The following is a 23069-nucleotide window of genomic DNA, read 5'->3' as shown; positions in this document are numbered from 1 at the left end:
CAAATGAAAAGGGTGGAAAGAATGGAATACAGTTTAAAGCCCGCTGGATATTCGGAAAAGGCCATTATTGAAAACTTGCTGCAATATTACTTTTACGACTTTACTGAATTTAACGACGCTGGTGTCAATGATCAAGGAAGATTCGATGATTATCCTTATTTCGAAAACTACTGGAATGAAGAAGGGCGATTTCCCTATCTGATCAAAGTAAAGGAAGAGAATGCCGGTTTTGTCCTGGTAAGGTACGATGCATTTGAAGATTATTTTTCGGTCGCAGAGTTTTTCATCATGAAAAAATTCCGGCGATCGGGACTCGGCAAACAAATTGCTCACAGTGTTTTCCGGATGCATAGCGGAAAGTGGGAAGTTGTACAGATTGAAAAGAATAGACCGGCACAAAGCTTTTGGAGAAAGGTCATTGATGATTATGCATCTGGGATTTATTCTGAACGAGTGGAAAATGGCCGCGTCATTCAAACTTTTTGTTCTAAAAAAAGGAGGGAGCACTGTGAAAACATTTAGATCGCCAAAAAAAATCGTAACGGGTGAAGGGTCTGTAAAAAACTTGCTGCACCTTATAAAAGAATATCAAGCTGTTAAAATCTTTCTTTTTGCCGATCCGATTTTAATCAAGCTCGGAGTTCTTTCTTCAATCGAACAAACGCTTGACGAAAATCAAATTCAATTTGAACGCTATACAGACATTCAGCCTGAACCTCAAGTTTTTATTGGTGATGGTGCAGTCAAAGCACTCAGGAAATCAGGAGCTGACCTTGTCATAGGAATTGGCGGAGGCAGCTGTCTGGATATTGCTAAAGCAGCAGCGGTTCTTGCAAAAAATGAGGGGTCAATTGCAGATTATTTAAATTTATCCGGATCAAAAAAACTGACAGAGCAGGGACTGCCTAAAATCATGATTCCCACAACTTCAGGCACCGGTGCAGAAATGACAGATATCGCCGTCTTTTCATTGGAAGAAACAAAGGATGTCATCACGCATGATTATTTGCTTGCAGATGCTGTCATCATAGATCCGGAGTTAACCTATTCTCTACCTCCAAGAGTAACGGCTGCGAGCGGGATTGATGCGCTCACGCATGCCATTGAATCCTATTTATCTATTAACGCTACGGTACTCACTGACACTCTTGCTTTAGAAGCGGTGGAGAAAATCGCTTCAAGTATCCGCACAGCAGTCTGGCAGGGCGGAGACCGCGAAGCCCGCAGCAGCATGTCTTGGGGAAGTATGCTTGCCGGACTCAGTTTCTTTAATGCCGGAGTAGCCGGTGTACATGCTTTGGCTTATCCGCTTGGTGGGTTGTTTAAAGTGTCGCATGGTGAATCAAACGCCGTGCTGCTGCCATATGTCCTGGACTATATTTGGCCGTCCTGCTTACATAAAATGACGATTCTTGCTTCAGCGCTTGGTATTCGAAGAAATGGGAAAAGTGATCGCGAGCTTGCTCAGTCAGTCGTTTTGGAGATTAGAAATTTGATGGAAGATGTTGGGCTGCCAAACACCCTTCAAGCTTATGGCATTACGGAAAAGGATCTTGAAAAATTAGCGGCGGGCGGCATCAAGCAAACAAGGCTGCTAGCTAGAAGTCCAAAGACATTTCAGCTCCAAGATGTCAAACAAGTCTACCATGCAGCCCTGAATGGAACGTTAAAGGCAGAAGGAGTGCTGAATCATGTTCCATACAACAATTGAACCGCGTGTTTCTGAAACAGATGGCGTCGGACATATCAACAACACAACAGTCCCAGTCTGGTTTGAAGCAGGAAGAAATCAGCTGTTTGCTTTATTCAATCCTGACCGGTCTTTTAAAAACTGGAAAATGATTATTTTAAACATGAATGTCGATTTTATCAGTCAAATTTATTACGGCAAAAATGTAGAAGTGTATTCCTGGGTGAAAAGAATCGGAAACTCAAGTCTAGAGCTTTATGAAGAAATTCATCAGGACGGGGAATTATGCGCTAAAGGCACCGTTATTTACGTGAATTACAATGTGCCTCAAAAAAAATCAGAACCCATCCCCGACACCATTAGACTGGAATTGCAGAAACACCTCTATAAAAACATGTGAGTTTTCTAAATTAAAGCTTGTTTTTTCTGAAATTTCAAAATACACTAGTAACATACCAACTGGTTAGTATTTTAATAGGATGGAGTGAATGTTATGCATTTGCGATTAACAGATGAGCAGAGAATGGTTCAAAAAACAATTCGTAAATTTGTTGAAAACGAATTAATGCCTCTTGAAAATACCGTTCTTAGAAATGAATTAGAAGGAAAGCCAAGTCTATCAAAAGAAAAAATGCACGAGCTTCAGCAAAAGGCGAAGCAGTCCGGCTTCTGGGGCATTAATACGCCGGAGGAATACGGCGGTGCAGACATTGGTCAGATGATGCTTGCCATCGTACAGATGGAGGTCTCTAAAACATTCGTTCCGTTCCGCTTTGGCGGCTCTGCAGACAACATTCTCTATTATGCGAATGAAGAACAAAAAGAAAAGTATTTAATTCCAACAATTAATGGCGACAAAAAATCGTGTTTTGCGATGACAGAACCGGCAGCAGGATCTGATACAAGAAATATCCAGATGACAGCCGTAAAAGACGGAAATGAATGGGTGCTAAACGGTGAAAAAACGTTCATTACAGGGGGAAACGAAGCCGATTTCGTAATGGTTATTGCCATAACAGATAAAGAAAAACACCGGGCAACAGGCCGTGACGGCGTGACATGTTTCATCGTTGACCGCGATATGGGCTGGACTTCAGAATATATTCATACAATGGGCGAGTGGGGACCGGCAAGCTTATTTTTCGATGGCGTCCGCGTGCCTGAAGAAAACATACTCGGAGAATTGCACGGGGGCTATAAACTAGGGCTCGAATGGATTGGCTTTGCCAGATGGATCGTAGGGGCCACAGCTGTCGGAGCTGCAGAACGCCTGCTGCAGATGGCCATCGATTATTCAAAAGAACGGGAAACATTCGGAAGACCAATCGCTGACCGTCAAGCGATTCAATGGCAAATTGCAGATTCAGCAACCGAAATTGAAGCTGCAAAATGGCTTGTCCTGAATGCTGCGTTTACGCTTGATCAAGGCGAAGACAACCGTCACTTGGCATCGATGGCTAAATTATACGGCTCTAATATGGGGAATCGCGTTGTCGACCGCGTGCTTCAAATACATGGCGGTATGGGCTATACAAGAGAACTCCCGATTGAACGCTGGTATCGTGAGGCCCGCCTCTGGAGAATTTATGACGGAACAGATGAAATTCAGCGCTTAATTCTGTCCCGCAATCTTTTAAAAGGAAATGTCAAGATTGGACAATTCATCTAAAAAGGAGGCGGAATCCATGTTTAAACACTTAATTGGGAGCGCTTCCGAAAAAGTGAAGAATTCAATTGAGCTTGGAGCAGTCAGGAAATTTGCTGAAGCCATAGGAGATCCAAATCCGCTTTTTATCGACGAAGAAACCGGGCTGCGTTCAAGATACGAGCGGAATCTGACACCGCCTACATTTCCTGTTACCTTGAACTACGGCACAATCGGGGGATTGAAGCTGCCGTCTAAAGGCCTGATTCATGGTGAACAGTCGTTTCATTATGAAAAACCTCTGTTAGTTGGGGATACCGTCTATTGCTCTTCTAAACTCGTGAACTACAGGGAGAGAACAGGGAGCGGGGGAAGCATGGGCATGCTGACGATTGAGAGAATGGGAGAAACAAAAGACGGAGAACTTCTATTCACAATGAAACAAGTCGTGATTATTACAGAAGCAGTCAGAAAGGTGATGAGTGTATGACAATCGCTGACTTTCGGCTTGGTGAGCACATATTGGACCTTACACTTCCGCCTGTCTCAAGGCTCGATCTCATCAAATATTCCGGAGCTTCAGGCGACTACAATCCGATTCACACCATCGACGAAGAAGCAGAAAAAGCAGGCCTTCCGGGCATCATTGCACATGGGATGTGGACGATGGGCAGCCTGTCTAAACTCTTCTCTCCATTCTATGAAGAAGGCTTTATAGAAGACTATTCCATCCGTTTTAAAGGAATGGTGTTCCTGGGTGATGTGATTACACTGCAGGCAGATCTTTATGAGATGAATGACACATCTGCAAAGTTCCATGTAAGGGCTGTGAATCAGGATGGAGGAGAGGTTGTTAAGGGGGATGTTGTGTTTAGAAAGTTATAAAGAATAAAAATAACAATCTTCAATGATTGTTATTTTTTTGTCTTAAATAAAACAGTGACATCGAATTAGTAGATTTACAATAAATATGAATTCGATGAAATCATCATAACACTTCAAAGTTTGACGATATAATCGAACATCTGATATATTCGATTATATAATCGAACGTATGATACTTGTGTTAGGAGGAACATCGAATGCCTAAGCACCCAGCCTCAATCTTCATCATGGACATCCAAAATTCTTCAGCAGAAGGAATGGGTGAAGAATTATCAGCCTATTTAGAAAAAATGGTAAAATGGATTAAGACTTGGACAAATGAAGAAGTGATTGTGAAGCATCGCAGGGGAGATGAAATGATTTTGATCGCAAATGGATATTCCACTGCCTATGCTATTGCCCATTTCATCAGTGTTATTTGGAAGCTGCGGGGCAATCCTCCATATTTCGGAGTTTCTTTTGGGGACATCAATAGAGAACTAAAAGAGATTGATATAGAAACGTGGATTCATCCGATGATAAAGCTTGCAAGAGAAGCCAATGAATCTTTGAAAAAAGAGGGAGCAGACAGATCACAGTTCAGATTCCATCTGAATGAGAACCACTATGAAATTCAAGTGTTAATCAATTCGCTCTTAATTTTACGGCAAAAAATAATGAATGAACAAACAGACATTCAGAGAGTGGTGTTTTCATTATATGAGATTTTCCGTCAGCAAAGAAAAATTTCCGGCATGCTCAGCAAATCCCCTTCAACGATTTCAAGTCATTTTAAAAAAGGCAGCGGAGAGGAATTAGAATTGATTTTCGCTAATTTGACATCTGTCACAAACTCGCTTCAGCAAAAAGAATTCCCTGATTCACATCAAACTCTTACAGAACTGCAGCAATCCATCCGCACCCATTTAAAGATGAACATTAGCGAATGGTATGAAAACGAGGAGGGAAAGGGGAACATATGATTTTATTAAGTCTCATTCTGGCTCATTTAATTGCTGATTTTTTTCTCCAATCGGATGAGATGGTGCGAGAAAAGCTGAAGAATCTGAAGAAGCATATGCTGCATCACTTACTGGTGCTTTTACCGGTCATCCTGTTGTTCTGGGCGTTGTCCTATGATTTTGCAAAGCCTATGGAACTTGTAGTTTTACCAAGTTTGTTTTTATTAGGGACTCATTTTTTGATCGATTTTCTGAAAATTAAACTGCTGGACAGGACAACCGACCATCAAAATATAAAAAAATTGTTCTATTTTATTGCCGATCAAATTGTCCATCTGGCCATGATTATTATTGCATGTCATTTGTTCTTTCAGGTGACGATTACTGGATTGCAGGAAAAAGGAATTGAGCTTTTAACAGAGAATTCTTCATTGAGCATAGCGAATGCATTTCTTTTTATTATCATTATTGTGATTTTGGTGACTAGTGTGAGCGGGCATATTATTCGGATCCTGCTTGGGACGCTGCCGACTCAGCTGCTTTCGTTTGAGGGAAGGTATGCTTTTAAGAATGAGCGGAAAGAGGAGCAGATGAACGGTGCGGGCGGACTTGTTGAAGAGTACAATTATTATACTTTTAATAAGCATGATCTTTCACGCGGAAAGCTGATCGGGTACATAGAAAGGCTGCTTGTCATTATTTTAACTTTTTATAGTGCATATCCTGCGATCGCATTTATTGTGACAGCTAAGTCAATCGCGAGATTTAAGCAGATGGACGACCGGAATTGGGCTGAATATTTTCTTCTTGGGACATTAACATCCATGCTGCTTGGCATTTTCTTTGGCTTGCTGCTGAGGGAAGTTTTAATTTAACTGTAGGAGATGATGTCTGTGAGGCAGATTATAGCGATGGGGGGCGGCGGTTTTAGTATGGAACCTGAAAATCCGCTGCTTGATCAATACATATTGAAGCAAAGTATGAAAGATCTTCCGAAAGTTTGTTTTGTGCCGACTGCAAGCGGGGATCAGAATCAATATATCGAGCGGTTTTATGACGCCTTTCATACCCAGCCATGTGTGCCTGATCATTTGGCTTTGTTCGATCCTCATTTTCATGATCTGGAGGATTTTGTTCTGTCGCAGGACATCCTTTATGTTGGAGGCGGCAGTACGAGAAACTTGCTGGTTTTATGGAAAGAATGGGGATTGGATTCAATCATTAGAAAGGCCTATGGGAACGGAACGATTCTTGCCGGCTTGAGTGCGGGAGCCATTTGCTGGTTTGAAGAGGGACTGACTGATCCAATGAACGCTCCGCTGTATAAATTGAACGGACTTGGCTTTTTGCAAGGCAGCTGCTGCCCTCATTATGATGGGGAGGAAAAACGCAGACCTGCTTACAAAGAGCATATTTTGTCCGGAAAAATGAAAGCGGGATACGGCCTTGATGATGGTGCTGCAATTCACTTTATAAATGAAAAAATTTATAAAATTCTCAGTTCAAGACAAGATGCTAAAGCATTTTTTGTCAAAAAATCAGAAGATTCCGTATACGAAGAAGAAAAAATCCCTTTATACCTGGGTGAACAATAATGCAGCTGTTTTTTAAATACAATTGGCAGGTAAGAGAAGAGTGGTTTGAATGGTGCAAAGATTTGTCTGAAGTTGAATTGCGGAAAAAACGGACAGGAGGGGTCGGCACGATTATCGGAACATTGCTTCATATTATTGATGTGGAATACAGCTGGATCAATGTCCTTAAAGGTGATGAGGTCATCGACTTTACAATCAGGGAATATGACTCACTTGAAAAGATTAACCGATTATCAAGAGAGCTGCAGCCAGAAATGATCTCTTATCTTCAAAAGTGGACCATTGCATGTGAACATGAAAAAGTAACTCCCCCATGGATGGATGGCACCTATAAAAAAGGGGAAATTATCCGCCATGTGATTGCCCATGAAATCCACCACATTGGACAGCTATCTGTCTGGGCAAGAGAAATAGGAAGGGAACCTGTCGGAGCCAGTTTCATAGGCAGAGGGTTTATACAATAAAAAAGGCTGGATACCCAGCCTTTTAAAATGATTCATTCACTTCCCAAGCTTCGACTAATTGATATGCAGCATTGTATTCATATCCTTTTCCGAGCAGATAGGACATGGCGGCTACTTCCATTAGTGCATGCTGGTACGAGGTGAAATGTGCTTCTTTTAAACCATGCTGTACAAATGGCTGAACTGCACTTAAAGTTGACATTTTTAGTTGCTGCATGACTGGTTTAGGATATCGTGCATATGAATATGGCATGTAAGGATACATGGTAAACCTCCTCAATACGGTCATCATTAGCATATGCAGACTATATAGCTAAGTTCCTGTATTATTTTTTTTGATAAAAGCAGATACTACCAAAAAAAGGATAAGGATGTTGAAAATGGAAAAAACGATGATCAAAGGGCTGTTTGCTCTTTGTGCGGTCATGTTCCCCTTTGTAATACAGAAACCTAATGTAAAGGAAATGCTGATTGTCTTTTTTGCAAAGGGGATATTGTCTACCCTGATAGATGCTTATGTGGTCAATACAAAAAGAGTCGAATACCCTGTAAGGCCATTTCCAAAAATTTTTAAAACAACTATTTTGTATGATATGGTGTTTTTTCCGTTATTAAGTGTAATTTGGGTCCGTCAATCCTACAAAGATAATTTGCCGGGGATCTTGCTAAAAAGTTTAACTAGGAGTGTGCCGATGTCCATTGCCCAATGGTATATGGAAAAAAGGACCCGCTTATTTAAATGGAAAAAGTGGTCAGTCTTTCATACATTTGCAAGCATCAGCTTTACGCTTTTTACGATAAGAGCACTTGCTGATTTAGTGAAAAGGACAGATAAAAATGCATATACATATCAGGACTATTAAGAAGAAATGGGAACTTAGGCAGATCCCATTTCTTCTTTTCGGTCAATTTTCAAATTAAAGACGAGACCAAATAATACAAGCAGTCCTCCGAGTATTTTCCCTTGAGATAATTCACCAAGTGTAAAGTAGTCAATCACGATTCCCGTAAATAACTGTCCAATGAATATAAAGAGTGTTAAATAAAAAGCAGAAACTTTCGGTGTAAGATAGCTTGAGAGAAAGATGACGATGACACCTGCTACACCGCCTAAATAAGCCCATATTGGAACATTACCCAAGGTTAGAGACGAAAGGAAAACAGCTTCACTGCTGAATAAAAGAAAAATAATTGATAACATCAGACCAGTCACAAAATTAATGAGCGTTCCTTCAAGCAAGCCGATTTTATCTGCAAGGTTGGAATTAATGATTCTTGCGATAACAATAGAAACACCAGCTAAAATAGAAATGATCAAATAAACCATTGTAAATTACCTCCCTAATAGAACGTCATTACAGCACTGCCGAACAGAATAAAGGCAAGACCGATGCATTTTGTTTTGTTGAATTTTACGGTTTTCATTCCAAGCATCCCGTAGTGATCGATGATAATGGCAGCCAGCGACTGACCCAAGAGTCCAAGTGCAATCGTGACCGATACCCCAAGAGACATGACGCTAATGTTTGAAAAAAGGACAGTAACCACTCCAATGGCGCCTGCGCTGTACAAATAAAGAGGCAGTCCTTTTTGAAAACGAATGGGTTTTTTTATAAATAAGAAAACGGTGGAAATAGAAAGAAGCCCGACGAGATGAATAGCAGCACTTGAAGTGTAATTTCCAATGCCATTTGAGAGTTCTCCGTTAAATACAATCATGATGGCAATAAAAGCGCCAACAGCAGCAGAGATCAGGTTGTACAAAAATATTCACTCCTTCTATAGATGTCTTGTTTCATTATCCACATATAAAAGAGGTATAATGATGACATATGTCACATGATTAGAGGTTTTTATGAAAAAAATAAACAATCAGCCATTGTTTGAAGAGTACCTGTCCATAAACAAGATTGCCGGCTACTTTTCCTCAGATATGAAAGAGTGGATGGAACTCTATCTCTTTTCAAAAAATGAATACCTATGCCGGGAAGGGGCAGAAATGGATTATCTCTATTTTTTTGTAGATGGTCGAGCGAAGGTTTACACGACATTATCTAACGGGAAATCACTGCTGCTCTCATTTTATGAGGGATTTAAAGTTCTTGGAGATGTAGAACTGTTCCAAATTCGCGGTGCGGCATCAAGTGTTCAGGCGATTGACGATACATATTGCATTGGCATCTATTTGCCGCCGGTAAGAGAGAAACTGCTGCGGGATCCTGTGTTTTTAACCTTTATGGGCTTTTCTTTATCCGACAAGCTGAACAAGCTTTCAAAAAACAGCTCCATTAATTTGTACTATCCGCTTGAACACAGGCTTTCAAGCTATATTTTGGCTACCGGGGTGAAAAAGGAAAGCATCCATTTTAAAGAAAACCTTACGTACCTCTCTGAAATGCTCGGCACAAGCTATCGGCATCTTCTGCGAACGCTTGATATGCTTTGCAAAAGAGGAATAATCCGAAAAAGAGAAAATACTTATGAAGTGATGAATGAAAGTGAACTGCGAAGCCTGGCAAGGGATATTTATCGATAGAGAAGACCCAAAAAATAGTTGGGTCTTTTTTCATCAAAAATGCAGAGGGTGTCCTCTGCACTTTACTTTTTCTCAGGATAAAGCAAATAGTTTAATACACTATTTAAAAGTAAAATTAAACCGATAAATGCTATTCCAGGACCTAATACAATCCACGGAGCTGTCATCAAATCAAATTTGCTTTGGCCGATCATGCCTGCCCATTCACCTGACTGAGAAAGAAAGCGTTCATCATCCCCAAAGATTCCGCCAGGTTTATCTCCGCCAATATAAATTTCAAATACCCCTAAATAAATGAGCAGCAAAAGGGTTTGAATGACCTGCTGGAAAAAGATAATCAGAATTCGTTTTTTCAGCACGGGTAATATGTGTTTGAAGATAACATGTCTGTTGCTGGCTCCTAAATGATAGGAAACTTCGATATAGGGTTCTTTAAGGGTTTGTTTAATTTCGCCGGAAATCAGCAGCATGACCGGTGCAATTCCAACGATGACAATAACTGAAAACTGAAAGGCAACTAAAGATGTATACCCAATTTCATTTCTAATAAAACTCACAGGCCAGATCAGGACAAACACCAGAATGAACGCAGGTATATACTGATAAGGAATCAAAAAGAACTTTGTAAATGATTGGATGGCCCTTGGCAAAAACACAAAAATAGATCCCGCCGCCAAAGCAGCCACTGTTCTAAGAATGGAGACTCCAAGAGCTAAAATGATTGTGTATTTTGCTCCTTGTAATAATCTGAGGCCTAAATCATTTCCATTTCTGTCTGTGCCAAATGGCTGCTGAAGAGATGGGGGAAAAGGAGCTTTTCCTGTTAAATCGCCATTTTCATCGTATTTGATGATCACAGAGCTTGTCTCGGTTTTAAATCCAAATTCATAAATAAAACTAGAAAGGAGAAGCAGGCCAATAAGCACACATGGAAAAAAGACAAATAATCGTTTCTTTTTATTCATATTGAGTACCTCTCAATAACAAAGAAAACCATTTTTCAAATATCCACTTCAGAAAACCGAATGGAATCAGGATAAGCAGAATGCCAATTGCGATTACTTCCTGTTCCTTGTATCCAAATAAAAAGCCGGTGATTCCATTCATTTGGAAAAGATATTCAACCGCCGCTAAGCTTGATAGCATAAACCAATAAATAGAGGAAATGTGATGATGCAAAGAAATAAATACGTTGCGCAAAACATGCGTAAAAAGAATACGAAGATTAGAGACTCCTTTAGCTTTTGCAAACTGGACGTATAATTTCTCTTGCTCCTCTTCTAAAATAATGATAAGTGAGCGGATCATCAGTGCGATCGGGACAAAACACAGACACAGAATCGGAAACAGGTAGACCTTATCTTCTAAGCCATAAATCTGAAGCATCTTGATTCCCGTGCTTTTGAAGAATGAGATAACGGCGTATTGCAGGGCCAAAATGAAGATGACATCCGGAATAGATTCAAAGACCATCAGGATTCCGCGAGCGATTTTGCGAACATGCGATGAAGCAAGGATATACATGATAGATAATAGAAATGCTGCAGTCAGCGAAATCAAAAATGAAAGAAATAAGATGCTGATCGAATAAAAATAGGCATTAAAAATAAAAGGAAACAATTCCAGCTCTTCTCCGGAGCTTGCAAACGTTAAATCAAATGGAGTAAGAATCTCAGCGGTGATCCGTCCAATGGCATTTAGATAAGTTAATGGGAAAAATCCAAATTCAACTGGGAAACCATCTTTTTCTAAGAAGACTAAAGAGGGTAATGCTGCTATACTGCAGATGCCCAGCAGTATAGGGATTAAGAGATTAACGAATTTCCATATTCTAATATTTAACATATATGGCAGACACATCCTTCGGCACATTCTATTGTACCAAAAGTAAAAAGGGAAATACCGAAAAAATTCATATTATGATAGAATGTAAATTGTATAGTTTAGCAGGAATATTCCAAACTTTAGCCCTATTAATTGTTCCACATCTAAACAGAGATAGAAATACATATGATTTTTTTGCAAGAATTAGGGGTGCTTTTACTAATGACAGCTTCAGACGAATTAATTCGGTTTTTAGATGAAAATATTTCAACCTTTATCGCTGCATGGCGCCAGAAAATTACAATTTCAGAAGACGATCTTCATCAGGAAGAAGTAGAGAAAAACGGGATGAGGATGTATGACTTGGTGAAAAAAACGATTCAGTGTCCGTTAAGTTCAGATGAAATTGATTTTCTGGCAAGTAAAGTAGCTCTGGAACGAGTAGAAGCAAATGTTAACATCGGCGATTTCATAAATAATGTGAACCTTGGAAGACGAGAAGTCATCCGGTATATTGTCAGTTCCGGAATACCGCGAAGCGACCTGCAGCCGTATATTGAAGAAATTAATGTTCTTTTTGATAAGTTTTCTTACTTTGCCGTGAAGAAATACACAGAGGTTAAAGAAGAGATTCTGCAGGAGAAAATTTCATTCATCGATCAAAGCCATAAAGAGAGGCTGACCATTCTGGGTCAAATGTCATCAAGCTTTGTTCATGAATTCAGAAATCCGCTTACTGCTGTAAAAGGCTTCATTAAACTCATGCAAAATGAAAATCCTGATTTAAAGTACTTGGACATTATCAGTCATGAGGTTGATCAGCTGAATTTTAGGGTATCCCAATTTCTCCATGCCTCCAAAAAGGAGACAATTGAAAGTAAACGGGAACTGCTTGATCTCAGTGAATTATTAGATGAGGTTCTGGCATTTATGTATCCCAGTCTTCTTGACGGAAGCGTAAAGGTCCAGGAAATCTCAAAAAGACAGACCAGAGTTATTGCGAGCAAAGATGAACTAAGGCAAGTCTTTTTAAACCTGCTGCTCAATTCCATTGATGCGCTTCAGAAAATTGAGACTGACCGAACGATTACAATTGAATTTGAAATGATAGAAGATAAAATATACGTACATATTGGAAACAATGGACCAATGATTCCGCCTAAGCAAATTCAGTCGATCTTTGAACCTTTTTTCACAACAAAAGAATTAGGAACGGGAATCGGCCTGTACATCTGCAGAAAGATAATCGAAAACCATCAAGGGACGATTCAATGTTCTTCTGATGAGCAAATGACCAGGTTTTCCTTATCGCTTCCTCATATTACCGCATAGCAATAGACCTGGATCCTGATCCAGGTCTATTTTAAGTTTTTTATTAGCTTTGATGTGATAATGGCCATAAATAAAGTACTGATAATAAATCCGATCAGCATTTCAGAAGCGGCTATCATATTAGAGATTACACCGATTGATGTAATGTCTCCAAAACCGGTTGTGGTGAATGTTGTAATGCTATAGTATAAGAAATCATCGCCTGAAAGTTCTTTTCCCGAGAACTTAAAGGATTTTTCTCCTTTGATCCGGTATATTTGCATATAAAGATTTGCATAAGTTGTAATAATTAGTGTGAGAAGTAAACCAGAGCCTGTGAAGATGCTTTGAAGGCTTTCTTCGGTTTTAGGAATAGAGATAATAAATTCAAATAGAAAATACAAACAAATGAGCAGCATCACTAATAAAGCCGCAAAAAGTATGTTATGAGGAATATCAAGTGTTAAAAACGTTTCTGCCAGAACCAGGGTGATCATGAAAATGTTTATAGCCAGGTAGATATAAAGCTTTTTTTTATTAAATTCTCGTTTTGCCTTCATAGTTCCCTCGGAAAAATGTATTTTTCCTATTTTCTCCTTTCATGAAAATTTCATACGGTATACTTTTTTTCACTATCTATCACAAAAGTGCGTACTTGTTAAACATGCTGATTTATCTAATAATGTTTTTATCACGAAAAGAGAAAGAGAGGGGTAACATGCAGCTTAGAGTATCAGCTGTTCAATATGATCTCCACACAATCAGTTCTTTTAAAGAATTTGCAGATCAAGTAGAGCATTATATGAAAACAGCAGAAGAATTCGGATCTGATTTTGTGCTTTTCCCTGAGTTTTTTACAACTCAGCTTATGTCTATAGGTAATTCAGAGGGAAATGCTTTAACTATAAACGATTTGCCTGATTTTACCGATCAATATCGAGAATTATTTATAAATCTTGCAAAAAAAACAGGCATGCATATTATTGGCGGGACGCATGTTATTAAAAGAGAGGATCGGCTTTATAATGTTGCTCACTTATTTTATCCGGATGGAAGAGTAGCTGAACAGGCAAAGCTGCACATTACACCTACTGAAGTGCATGAGTGGAATATGACGCCTGGAGATGATCTTGAAGTATTTGAAACAGAAAAAGGAACAATCGCCATGCTGACTTGCTATGACATTGAGTTCCCCGAAATCGTCCGTATTGCAAAAGCAAAGGGGGCAGATGTTATATTTTGTCCGTCATGTACCGATGATCGTCACGGTTTTCATCGGGTTCGTTATACGAGTCATGCCCGGGCAATCGAAAATCAAGTATATGTTGTAACAACAGGTACTGTAGGATCACTTCCAACTGTTGACTTTATGAGAGGAAACTTTGGACAAGCAGCTGTGATTACGCCTAATGATGTACCGTTTCCCCCTAAAGGAATAGCGGCTGAAGGTGAAATCAATCAGCCTATGATTGTAACAGCAGATCTTGATCTTGAGCTTCTTTATAAAGTCCGTGCGAGCGGTTCAGTTACAACATGGCGTGATCGCCGTACAGATTTATACCCTGATTGGGAAGCGAAGCAGGGGGATCGGACTCTGCTATAAGGAGGAGTTCTCTTGTACGTAAAAGAATTTTTTGTTTTTGATGGTGACAAGCCTGTAAAAGCAGTCGTGCGAAACTACACAGAAAAGGATTTTGATGCATTAATCCGCATTCAGCAGGAGAGCTTTCCTCCTCCATTTCCGTCTGAGCTTTTGTGGAATAAAGAACAGCTGAAAAATCATATCACGCTCTTTCCAGAGGGAGCTCTTTGCATTGAAATAAATGGGGAAGTTGCAGGTTCTATGACAGGACTGCTTGTACAATTTGATCCAGAACACCCTGATCATACATGGGAAGAGATCACAGATAATGGGTTTATCCGCAACCATGACCCAAATGGAAAAACTCTTTATGTAGTTGATATTGGTGTGCGTCCCGCTTACAGAAAGTTAGGACTTGGAAAATGGCTTATGTTTTCCATGTATGATGTAGTTGTACAGAAGGGATTGGACAGGCTGCTTGGCGGTGGAAGGATGCCTGGTTATCAGCAGCATTCAGATAAATGGACGCCAGAGCAATATCTTGAACGTGTGGTAGAGGGAAATGTAAAAGATCCAGTTATCTCATTTCTGCTTCGATGCGGAAGAACGCCTGTCCGAGTTGTACCCAATTATTTAGAGGACGAGGAATCGTGCAATTATGGCACGTTAATGGAATGGAAAAATCCTTTTAAAAAATAGGAGTGGGGAAGAAGTATGGAATATAAAAGAATAAATAGCATTACCAATCCATTGTTCAAGTCAATGCATAAATTAATGCAAAAAGTCTTCCCTCCTGAGGAAGTACTTGAATTTGATCTTTGGAAAGAACCGCTTGAAGATCCGGGTATTCGCGTTTTTGCTGCTGTTCACAATGGTGAGGTTGTGGGTGCAACAGAATACCGATACTACGAGGATTTTAATGTAGCTATGACTGACTTTACGATTATTGGACAGCCTGGCCTCGGCATAGGACCATTTTTGGCTCAAAAGCGATTGGCAGACCTTCAATCTTTAGCAGCTGAAAACGGAAAAACCTTAACTGGAATGTTTGCCGAAATTTATGATCCCTATCAAGTGGAAAATTACGAGTTTGGCGGTGTTAAGCCTATGGATCCTTATGTGCGCCGCGAAGTATTAAGTCACCTTGGATACAAACGTTTGGACTTCTCATATGTCCATCCGTCCTGGAACAATGATGGTGAAGCAGTAACAGGGCTTGATCTCGGCTTCCTTCCAATGACAGAAAGAAGTGAAGTAGAAGCAGATCTTATCGTAAGCTTTTTGAAGCGGTATTACACTGTGCTTTCAAACAAGCCTCAAGCATGGGTAGAAATGATTGGAAATTTGAAGGGAAAAGAAAAAGTAGACTTACTGCCATTATAATGAACAAAAAATCCTCGTTTGAATGACGAGGATTTTTTGTTCTAAAATGTGTTATAAATATTATCACATTCACCAGCTTTAGGCTGATAAAAACAATGCAGCTTGTAGCGTGCGACGAATGGCTGATTATACCATGCAGGGGGGGCAGTCTCCAGGCGGCCTGAAATACCATAAGCTGAATTTTGCAGGCCAATACCGTTCTCCCGCTATACTTCGCCTCGAAAGCCTCTGTTGCTCTTTGATAAAAGTAACCGTGCTGTACAGCTTCAAAGGCGTGTTCTTGACACACCATTTGAGGAATGGTACGTATGTTTTTAAAGTCCGAACAATTTGCTCTAACCTGATTAATTCCTACATTTCCTACAAGCTGCATGCCTCTAATTCCTTCCCCTTCAGCTTCGGCACGAAGCAATCTGGCCATTAAATCAATATCTGAGTTTGTCGCTTTTACAACTGCCATGATTTCGCCTCCATCTTCTTGCATATTATTATATTCCAGTAGGCTTGGGGATTTATGTGTTAATTATATTTTTCGAAAATAGGGGATAACAAATAATTCCCTTTTTTGAAAATAAGCATCTTAGTTTACAAAAATCAATACAAAGAGTATGGTTAATAAATGGATTTAATCCGACTTATTTCATAAGAAAAGGTGATTATAACGATGACAGAAACAACTTTAAACAAGTCTGCTGCTATTAAACCTAGAACAACGGTTGTATCGGAATTAAATCCGATGCAAAAACCGCTTGTTGCGGCAGGATTATTTGCAGCAATAATTTTATTCATTGCAATTTTAAGTACAACTAATATGACTCAATCTGTGTTATATGTTATCGGGATTTTACTTGGTGTTACCTTGCTTCATGCCCGTTTTGGATTCACATCCGCTTTCCGGCGCCTGATGTCAGTAGGAAATGTTCAAGGTCTGCAGGCACACATGCTTATGCTTGCAATTGCTTCAATATTATTTGCAGTTATTTTAAGCAACGGCTTTAGTTTTACTGGAACAACTCCAGCTGGTTATGTATCGCCTGTTGGGGTAAGTGTTATTTTCGGTTCATTTATCTTTGGAATAGGAATGCAGCTTGGGAATGGATGTGCTTCTGGCACCCTTTACTCTGTTGGAGGCGGTTCTTTTTCAATGATTTTAACGCTGATCTCATTTATTGCGGGTTCTGTTATTGGAGCATATCACTTTACATTCTGGATGGAAGATATGCCTTCACTTCCGCCGATTTCACTGGCCACTTCAACAGGGCTAGGCTATTTCGGCGCACTTCTCGTCCAGTTAGCAGCATTTGCAATCATCTATTGGATTACGGTACAGATTGCTAAAAAGAAAAATCCGCCAATGATGAAGCCTCTGCCAACTACTCAAGGCTGGAAAAAAATCATAAGAGGTTCTTGGCCGTTGTTCGCAGCAGCTATTATATTGGCACTATTAAACGCTTTAACTCTATCAATTAGAGGAAATCCATGGGGAATCACGTCTGCGTTTGCTCTTTGGGGCGGGAAGGCATTAATGGCTTCAGGTGTTGATGTTTCAAGCTGGGGCTATTTTGCTGGAGCTAACGGAGCTGCACTTACAAAAACAGTGCTCGCTGATTCAACTAGTGTCATGAACTTTGGCATTATCCTTGGAGCCTTTATTTCAGCGGCAGCACAAGGAACATTTAAACCGGGAAAAATAAAACCAGGTGTAGCAGGAGCCTCTATCATCGGTGGACTTCTGATGGGATATGGCGCCCGATTGGCATTTGGATGCAACATCGGTGCTTATTTCGGCGGAATAGCATCATTCAGTCTTCATGGCTGGGTATGGATGATCATGGCTATGCTTGGTACATTCCTTGCCCTGTTTATCCGTCCGCTGTTCGGTCTGAAAAACCCTAAATCTACAGACTCTATTTGCTGAGAACTCTCTTATGAGGGTTCTTTCTTTTTATTAGTTCAAAAAGACTAATTATTTAAAAAATAAGACAGATTCATTTACGAAATCGCTTTCTTCAACTACTATACAAAAGAAAGTGATAAAGGGAGGAATCTAAATGACATACAAAGCAAGTTCTGAACGATATCAATCTATGAAGTACAACCGCTGCGGAAATTCCGGTTTGCTGCTGCCGGCCATTTCACTTGGGCTATGGCACAATTTCGGAGGAGTCGATTCGTTTGAAAACGGCCGCGCCATGCTTCGCCGCGCTTTTGACCTGGGGATTACTCATTTTGATCTGGCAAACAACTACGGTCCGCCGCAAGGATCTGCCGAAGAAATGTTTGGACAAGTGCTGAAAACAGATTTTGCTCCATACCGGGATGAATTAATCATTTCTTCAAAAGCAGGCTATCACATGTGGGACGGCCCTTATGGCGAATGGGGCTCTAAAAAATATTTGATTGCAAGCTTGGATCAAAGCTTAAAACGCATGGGGCTGGACTATGTAGATATTTTTTACTCCCACCGTCCCGATCCTAATACACCACTTGAAGAAACAATGGGAGCATTAGATCAAATCGTCCGTCAGGGAAAAGCTTTATACGTTGGTATTTCAAGCTATACGGCTGAACAAACGGAAGAAGCTGTAAAAATATTAAACCGTCTCGGCACACCGCTTCTTATTCATCAGCCAAGTTATTCGATGCTCAACCGCTGGATTGAAAACGGTCTGCAGGATGTCCTTCAGGAAAATCGTGTAGGCTCAATCGCTTTTTGTCCTCTGGAACAGGGCTTGCTGACAAGCAAATACCTATCTGGGGTTCCTGCTGATTCACGAGCGGCGAAATCAACCGGAGCCCTCAGTGAAGACCGTGTGACAGAAGAAATGGTACATAAAATCAAGCAGCTTAATGAAATTGCAGCAAACCGCGGTCAAAACCTTGCCCAAATGGCATTGGCATGGGTTTTGAGAGAAGGACGCGTGACATCTGCACTTATCGGCGCAAGCAGAGTAAGCCAGATTGAAGAGAATGTTGCTGCTCTGGATCGTCTTGAGTTTACTGGGGATGAGCTTAATAGAATTGAAGATATACTGTCAGATAAATAATGGGAAGCCTTGCTTTTTAAGCAAGGCTTTTCTTTAGGAAATCTAGTATATTAGATTCAAATAAAAAAATTATAACGAGAAAAAGAGGATATTTCTATTTTAAGACTAATTAGTGATTATAATGACCGCATTTTTATAACAACCAATATATGAAAGCTGGTGATCTGTTATGAAAGAAGTACGAGTTGGAATGATAGGGTATAAGTTTATGGGAAAAGCACACAGTCTGGCTTATCGGAATGTTCCATTTTTCTTTCCGGGCTCAGCAATGCCAGTACTCAAAGCAATTGCCGGCCGAAATGAAAAGGGGGTTAAGCAGGCAGCAGATGAACTCGGCTTTGAAACCTATGAAACAGATTGGCGAAAATTAATAGAAAGAGATGATATAGATTTAATCGATATTGTCACTCCGAACAATTCTCATGCAGAAATCGCGATTGCTGCAGCAGAAGCCGGAAAACATGTGATATGCGAAAAGCCTTTGGCATTAAATGTGGAGCAGGCTGAAAGGATGCTTGAGGCAGTGACCAGAAATAAAGTTATTCATATGATCTCGCATAATTACCGCTTCGCTCCTGCCGTTCAATATGCGAAAAAGCTGATTCAACAAGGAAGGCTGGGCCGGATCTATCATGTTCGGGCAACATATCTTCAGGACTGGATTATGGATCCTGATTTCCCGATTGCATGGAGATTAAAAAAAGAAGTTACAGGGTCTGGAGCTTTGGGAGATATAGGAGCACATATCATTGATCTTACGAGATTTCTTGTTGGTGAAATATCAGAGGTAGTTGGAGCCATGGAGACATTTATTAAAGAACGGCCGATAGAAGGAGAAGCCGGGAAAAAAGGACAGGTTGATGTCGACGATGCTGCTTCATTCATCGCCAAATTTGAAAATGGGGCAATGGGTGTTTTTGAAGCAACTCGTTTTGCAGCAGGAAATAGAAATCGCAATAGTTTTGAAATCAATGCTGAGTTTGGTTCCATCAAATGGGATCTTGAAAACATGAACAATTTGCACGTGTACTTAACAGAGGATGACAAAGGCCTTCAGGGTTTTCGGGTCATTAACTGTACAGAAGAAGAGCATCCTTATGCCCATGCATACTGGCCAGCAGGACATATTATTGGGTATGAACATACATTTGTGAACTTAATATCAGAATTGATGAAAGCGATTACAAATAATGAACTTAAACAGCCGAATTTCTATGATGGCTTGCAGAATCAGCTCATACTTGAGGCAATCGAACGTTCGTCTAAAGAAAAGAAATGGATTTCCATTGCAAAGAAACTTGAACAATTGAGTTAAAGCGGGAGGAATCCTGCTTTTTTATGTATTGTTTAGGTTTTTCTATTAGAAAGACACTATAAATCTATATAAATAAAGTATGAATATTCCTAGTTTTCTTATAAAATACTTTTCTAGTGAAGAAATAGTTGTTATATTGAATATATCAACCGTTGAAAGGTGACGCTATGACAACTTTTAATCCTCTTTACCTGAAAGTTTATAATTTACTGTTAAACCAAATTCAGAGCGGAAAATTAAAGCTGGGCGATAAGGTTCCTTCTGAAAAAGAGCTTGCAGATCAATTCCAAGTCAGCCGTATAACCACTAAAAAAGCATTAGATCTTCTCTCTGAAGAAAACTATATTGAAAGAATTCAGGGGAAGGGTTCATATGTTATTCATCCAGATGCGGCAAATGGAACTGCTCTTGCAGCAAAGCCGGAACGATCAAAACGTCATTTAATCGGATTTATTCTGCCAAGTTTTGATGAAAGCTATGGAATGGGACTTGTAAAGGGAATTGAAAAGAGGTGCAGCGAACTTGGTTTTACGGTTCTCTTGAAACTCAGCTACGGAAAGAAAGAAATTGAGGAACAGGCCGTAAATGATTTTCTTGCTATGGGGGCAGAAGGTTTGATTGTCTTTCCGGTTCACGGAGAGCATGTTAATAATAAACTTCTTGAACTGGTTTCAAAGAATTTCCCCGTCGTTTTGATTGATCGATTCATCAAAGGGATACCTGCCTCGTTTGTATGTACGGATCACCGAAAAGCAGCGGCAGAGTTAACGAATCATTTATTTGAAATGGGACACAGAGAAATCGGGTTCATTTCTCCGCCATCAGAGGGAACGACAGCTATTGAGGAGAGAGTGATGGGTTTTCATATTGCCCATTCTGAACAAGGCGTGAAGCTGAATAGGGATTATATCTTGGCTGAAATTAAAAACAGCCTGCCATTACACGAAATGAAGGAATCTCAGGTTTTTAAAGAAGACACCATGATATTAGACAATTTCCTTGACAAGCATCGCAGTATAACAGCCATAGTAGCCTGTGAACATTCTATCGGAGAACAAGTAGCTGAAGGTTTATCGATGCTTGGAAGGCGGATGCCAGATGAAGTGTCTGTCGTTTGTTTTGATTCTCCTGGGAATTCCAGAACTCAGTTTACTCATATTAAACAGGATGAACAGAGTATTGCTATAAAAGCGGTGAATCTTCTTAAAGAAAAAATGCTGGATTCAGACTTTGCGGTTCAGCAGATATTTATTCCGCACACGATCGTTGAAGGCGAGACAACTAAAGCTTTTTCTATGAAATAGGTCTGAATAATCAGGCCTTTTTTATTTATTTTTAAATATTCTGAAAAATATATTGACTTATAATTTCAAAAGCTATTAATATAGTAACTATAAAACATAACAACATGACATGTCATTATATTATTTGAAAGCGCTTTATTTAATTGGAGAAAGGAGGATTTGTAATAACAATTGTTTTTCCATTAAAAGAATAGAGGGGGATTTTTCATGAGGCATTTGAAAAGTATTTTTTTAGTAGCTATTTCATTTTTACTCCTTTTGTCCGGCTGCAGTTCTGATTCAGCATCAACCAAGGAAAGTGCTGATGGCAAGACAACGATAACATTTTGGCATCCAATGACAGATATTACTGGTGATGCGGTAAAAGAAGTTGTAAAAGCTTTTGAAAAAGAAAACCCTGATATTAAAGTGAAATCGGTATATATTGCAAATCAAGGCGAAGGCTCCAACGAAAAATTGCTTTCATCCATTGCGGGCGGAAATCCTCCAGATGTCGCCTACTTCGACAGATTTGAGATTGCATCCTGGGCCGCACAAGGCTCGCTTGAAGACTTGAGTGATCTCGCCAAGAAAGATAAGATTTCCAAAGAAAATTTCTACCCATTCGCATGGGAGGAAGCAACCTTCGAAGATAAACTTTACGGATTACCCACAACGACAGATTCCCGCTTAGTTTACTACAACAAAAAACATTTCGAAAAAGCTGGACTCGATCCAGAAAATCCTCCTAAGACCATTGCAGAACTTGAAGAAGCAGCAGAAAAATTAACGATAAAAAAAGGAAAAAGATTCTCTCAGATCGGCTTTATTCCATGGCTTGACCAAGGCTGGTTCTACGGCTGGGGCTGGGCATTTGGAGGAGATTTTTATAATCCTGACACACAGGAAGTAACGGCTGATGATCCTAAAAATGTTGAAGCGTTGAAGTGGATCGCAGATTACGCTAAAAAATACAATATCGAGGACATTACAGCTTTCACAAATTCTCAAGGCACTGGTGCAATGGATCCATTCTTAACAGAACAAATCAGCATGAAAGTAAGCGGTCCTTGGACTGTGTCTGCCATCAATAAATTTAAGCCGGATTTAGAGTATGGTGTTTTCCCTATCCCTACGCCTACAGGAGATAATTACTCAACCTGGTCTGGCGGCTGGTCCGTTGTCATTCCTAAAGGTGCGAAAGAAAAAGAAGCTGCCTGGGAATTTCTTAAGTTCTTCAGCGGAGAAGAAGGACAAAAAATCTTCAGCGGAATTGCTAAAGACTTTTCAATTATTGATTCTGTAAATGAGGAATTAGGGTACAAGGATGATCCGATTCTTAAAGAATTTGTTGAGATATTGCCTTCAAGTAATCACAGACCTGTTATGACACAAGGAAGCTTATATTGGAATGAACTCGCAAGTGCTGTTGAAAATGCTACTAGAGGCAACGGAACCCCTGAGGAACTTCTGAAAAAAGTGAATGAAAAAGTAGAGAAATCTTTAAAGTAGGGCTGCAAGGGGATTCTCCAATTGGGGAATCCCTGAAACAAAACTAAAGGAGGTAT

27 protein-coding genes and 1 pseudogene are annotated in these 23069 nt (G+C 39.9%); 21 read left to right on the top strand and 7 right to left on the bottom strand.

The genetic code is table 11. From position 1 onward, the window contains the following. The first annotated feature begins 21 nt into the window (after positions 1 to 21). The 10 genes from GJU41_RS08130 to GJU41_RS08085 all read left to right on the top strand — a co-directional run bounded on the left by GJU41_RS08130 (position 22) and on the right by GJU41_RS08085 (position 7220). Complete coding sequence (locus GJU41_RS08130) at positions 22 to 522, top strand: GNAT family N-acetyltransferase (RefSeq protein ID WP_070877489.1); 501 nt, start codon at positions 22 to 24, stop codon at positions 520 to 522. Next, positions 509 to 1711: an iron-containing alcohol dehydrogenase gene (locus GJU41_RS08125; RefSeq protein ID WP_070877488.1), complete on the top strand. Its 1203-nt coding sequence runs from the start codon at positions 509 to 511 to the stop codon at positions 1709 to 1711. The genes GJU41_RS08130 and GJU41_RS08125 overlap by 14 nt, the downstream gene beginning before the upstream one ends. Further along, positions 1692 to 2090 carry an acyl-CoA thioesterase gene (locus tag GJU41_RS08120; RefSeq protein WP_070877487.1) on the top strand — a complete coding sequence of 133 codons (399 nt, stop codon included), beginning with the start codon at positions 1692 to 1694 and terminating at the stop codon, positions 2088 to 2090. The genes GJU41_RS08125 and GJU41_RS08120 overlap by 20 nt, the downstream gene beginning before the upstream one ends. A gap of 93 nt (positions 2091 to 2183) precedes the next feature. Continuing rightward, a complete protein-coding gene (locus GJU41_RS08115; protein ID WP_070877486.1) occupies positions 2184 to 3359 on the top strand; it encodes an acyl-CoA dehydrogenase family protein in 1176 nt (391 codons plus the stop codon). Between the two features lie 16 nt (positions 3360 to 3375). Next, positions 3376 to 3825: a MaoC family dehydratase N-terminal domain-containing protein gene (locus GJU41_RS08110; protein WP_070877485.1), complete on the top strand. Its 450-nt coding sequence runs from the start codon at positions 3376 to 3378 to the stop codon at positions 3823 to 3825. Then, complete coding sequence (locus GJU41_RS08105) at positions 3822 to 4220, top strand: MaoC/PaaZ C-terminal domain-containing protein (RefSeq protein WP_154318255.1); 399 nt, start codon at positions 3822 to 3824, stop codon at positions 4218 to 4220. Before GJU41_RS08110 ends, GJU41_RS08105 begins: the two co-directional genes overlap by 4 nt. Before the next feature lie 197 nt (positions 4221 to 4417). Beyond that, positions 4418 to 5182 (top strand): hypothetical protein, encoded by a 765-nt coding sequence (locus GJU41_RS08100; RefSeq protein ID WP_154318254.1) that lies wholly within the window; start codon positions 4418 to 4420, stop codon positions 5180 to 5182. Then, complete coding sequence (locus tag GJU41_RS08095; protein ID WP_154318253.1) at positions 5179 to 6036, top strand: DUF3307 domain-containing protein; 858 nt, start codon at positions 5179 to 5181, stop codon at positions 6034 to 6036. Before GJU41_RS08100 ends, GJU41_RS08095 begins: the two co-directional genes overlap by 4 nt. 18 nt (positions 6037 to 6054) lie before the next feature. Beyond that, positions 6055 to 6756, top strand: coding sequence for a Type 1 glutamine amidotransferase-like domain-containing protein (locus GJU41_RS08090; protein ID WP_224771371.1), 702 nt, complete (start codon positions 6055 to 6057; stop codon positions 6754 to 6756). Beyond that, a complete protein-coding gene (locus GJU41_RS08085; protein WP_070877480.1) occupies positions 6756 to 7220 on the top strand; it encodes a DinB family protein in 465 nt (154 codons plus the stop codon). Before GJU41_RS08090 ends, GJU41_RS08085 begins: the two co-directional genes overlap by 1 nt. A gap of 22 nt (positions 7221 to 7242) precedes the next feature. On the opposite strand, the gene GJU41_RS08080 is transcribed toward GJU41_RS08085, so the two are convergent. Continuing rightward, on the bottom strand, positions 7243 to 7485 hold the full coding sequence (locus GJU41_RS08080; protein WP_224771232.1) for a hypothetical protein: 243 nt from the start codon (positions 7483 to 7485) through the stop codon (positions 7243 to 7245). A 115-nt stretch (positions 7486 to 7600) separates the two neighbouring features. On the opposite strand from GJU41_RS08080, the gene GJU41_RS08075 reads away from it, so the two are divergent. Then, entirely contained in the window at positions 7601 to 8083 is a 483-nt protein-coding gene (locus tag GJU41_RS08075) for a CBO0543 family protein (RefSeq protein WP_154318251.1), read from the top strand. A gap of 14 nt (positions 8084 to 8097) precedes the next feature. Here the strand turns inward: GJU41_RS08075 and GJU41_RS08070 are convergent, their stop codons facing one another. Together GJU41_RS08070 and GJU41_RS08065 are read right to left on the bottom strand one after the other, a co-directional pair. Further along, positions 8098 to 8547 (bottom strand): DMT family transporter, encoded by a 450-nt coding sequence (locus GJU41_RS08070; RefSeq protein ID WP_154318250.1) that lies wholly within the window; start codon positions 8545 to 8547, stop codon positions 8098 to 8100. Between the two features lie 14 nt (positions 8548 to 8561). Beyond that, a complete protein-coding gene (locus GJU41_RS08065; protein ID WP_154318249.1) occupies positions 8562 to 8984 on the bottom strand; it encodes a DMT family transporter in 423 nt (140 codons plus the stop codon). Between the two features lie 91 nt (positions 8985 to 9075). On the opposite strand from GJU41_RS08065, the gene GJU41_RS08060 reads away from it, so the two are divergent. Beyond that, positions 9076 to 9756: a cyclic nucleotide-binding domain-containing protein gene (locus GJU41_RS08060; RefSeq protein WP_154318248.1), complete on the top strand. Its 681-nt coding sequence runs from the start codon at positions 9076 to 9078 to the stop codon at positions 9754 to 9756. 62 nt (positions 9757 to 9818) lie between these two features. Here the strand turns inward: GJU41_RS08060 and GJU41_RS08055 are convergent, their stop codons facing one another. Together GJU41_RS08055 and GJU41_RS08050 are read right to left on the bottom strand one after the other, a co-directional pair. Beyond that, positions 9819 to 10721 carry an ABC transporter permease subunit gene (locus GJU41_RS08055; protein ID WP_070877474.1) on the bottom strand — a complete coding sequence of 301 codons (903 nt, stop codon included), beginning with the start codon at positions 10719 to 10721 and terminating at the stop codon, positions 9819 to 9821. Next, complete coding sequence (locus GJU41_RS08050) at positions 10714 to 11601, bottom strand: ABC transporter permease subunit (protein ID WP_170292739.1); 888 nt, start codon at positions 11599 to 11601, stop codon at positions 10714 to 10716. Before GJU41_RS08050 ends, GJU41_RS08055 begins: the two co-directional genes overlap by 8 nt. A 201-nt stretch (positions 11602 to 11802) precedes the next feature. On the opposite strand from GJU41_RS08050, the gene GJU41_RS08045 reads away from it, so the two are divergent. After that, positions 11803 to 12912, top strand: a complete 1110-nt coding sequence (locus tag GJU41_RS08045; protein WP_083328262.1) for a histidine kinase N-terminal domain-containing protein — start codon at positions 11803 to 11805, stop codon at positions 12910 to 12912. A 26-nt stretch (positions 12913 to 12938) separates the two neighbouring features. On the opposite strand, the gene GJU41_RS08040 is transcribed toward GJU41_RS08045, so the two are convergent. Beyond that, entirely contained in the window at positions 12939 to 13451 is a 513-nt protein-coding gene (locus GJU41_RS08040) for an ion channel (RefSeq protein WP_070877471.1), read from the bottom strand. 158 nt (positions 13452 to 13609) lie between these two features. Between GJU41_RS08040 and GJU41_RS08035 the strand changes: the two genes are divergently transcribed. Genes GJU41_RS08035 through GJU41_RS08025 form a run of 3 tightly spaced genes read left to right on the top strand, consistent with a single transcriptional unit; the run spans position 13610 to position 15856 of the window. Then, positions 13610 to 14494: a carbon-nitrogen hydrolase family protein gene (locus tag GJU41_RS08035; RefSeq protein WP_070877470.1), complete on the top strand. Its 885-nt coding sequence runs from the start codon at positions 13610 to 13612 to the stop codon at positions 14492 to 14494. Between the two features lie 12 nt (positions 14495 to 14506). Beyond that, positions 14507 to 15172, top strand: coding sequence for a GNAT family N-acetyltransferase (locus GJU41_RS08030; RefSeq protein ID WP_070877469.1), 666 nt, complete (start codon positions 14507 to 14509; stop codon positions 15170 to 15172). A 15-nt stretch (positions 15173 to 15187) separates the two neighbouring features. Next, positions 15188 to 15856, top strand: a complete 669-nt coding sequence (locus GJU41_RS08025) for a GNAT family N-acetyltransferase (protein WP_154318246.1) — start codon at positions 15188 to 15190, stop codon at positions 15854 to 15856. Positions 15857 to 15897: 41 nt separating this feature from the next. On the opposite strand, the pseudogene GJU41_RS08020 reads toward GJU41_RS08025, so the two are convergent. Further along, a pseudogene (locus GJU41_RS08020) lies at positions 15898 to 16316 on the bottom strand (cell wall hydrolase). 204 nt (positions 16317 to 16520) lie between these two features. On the opposite strand from GJU41_RS08020, the gene GJU41_RS08015 reads away from it, so the two are divergent. The 5 genes from GJU41_RS08015 (at position 16521) to GJU41_RS07995 (ending at position 23013) form a co-directional block, all read left to right on the top strand. Continuing rightward, the gene (locus GJU41_RS08015; protein ID WP_154318245.1) at positions 16521 to 17774 is read left to right on the top strand and encodes a YeeE/YedE family protein; all 1254 of its coding nucleotides are present in this window, start codon (positions 16521 to 16523) and stop codon (positions 17772 to 17774) included. 133 nt (positions 17775 to 17907) lie between these two features. Then, the gene (gene mgrA, locus GJU41_RS08010) at positions 17908 to 18903 is read left to right on the top strand and encodes an L-glyceraldehyde 3-phosphate reductase (protein WP_070877466.1); all 996 of its coding nucleotides are present in this window, start codon (positions 17908 to 17910) and stop codon (positions 18901 to 18903) included. Between the two features lie 169 nt (positions 18904 to 19072). Beyond that, entirely contained in the window at positions 19073 to 20218 is a 1146-nt protein-coding gene (locus tag GJU41_RS08005) for a Gfo/Idh/MocA family protein (protein WP_154318244.1), read from the top strand. A gap of 167 nt (positions 20219 to 20385) precedes the next feature. Next, positions 20386 to 21522 (top strand): LacI family DNA-binding transcriptional regulator, encoded by a 1137-nt coding sequence (locus GJU41_RS08000; RefSeq protein WP_070877464.1) that lies wholly within the window; start codon positions 20386 to 20388, stop codon positions 21520 to 21522. Between the two features lie 207 nt (positions 21523 to 21729). Continuing rightward, a complete protein-coding gene (locus GJU41_RS07995; protein ID WP_070877463.1) occupies positions 21730 to 23013 on the top strand; it encodes an ABC transporter substrate-binding protein in 1284 nt (427 codons plus the stop codon). Positions 23014 to 23069 lie beyond the last annotated feature (56 nt).

The sequence above is a fragment of the Metabacillus idriensis genome (assembly GCF_009674765.1).
GTDB classification, from domain to species: Bacteria; Bacillota; Bacilli; order Bacillales; family Bacillaceae; genus Bacillus_P; species Bacillus_P idriensis.
This window is presented reverse-complemented; position numbering and strand designations above follow the sequence as displayed.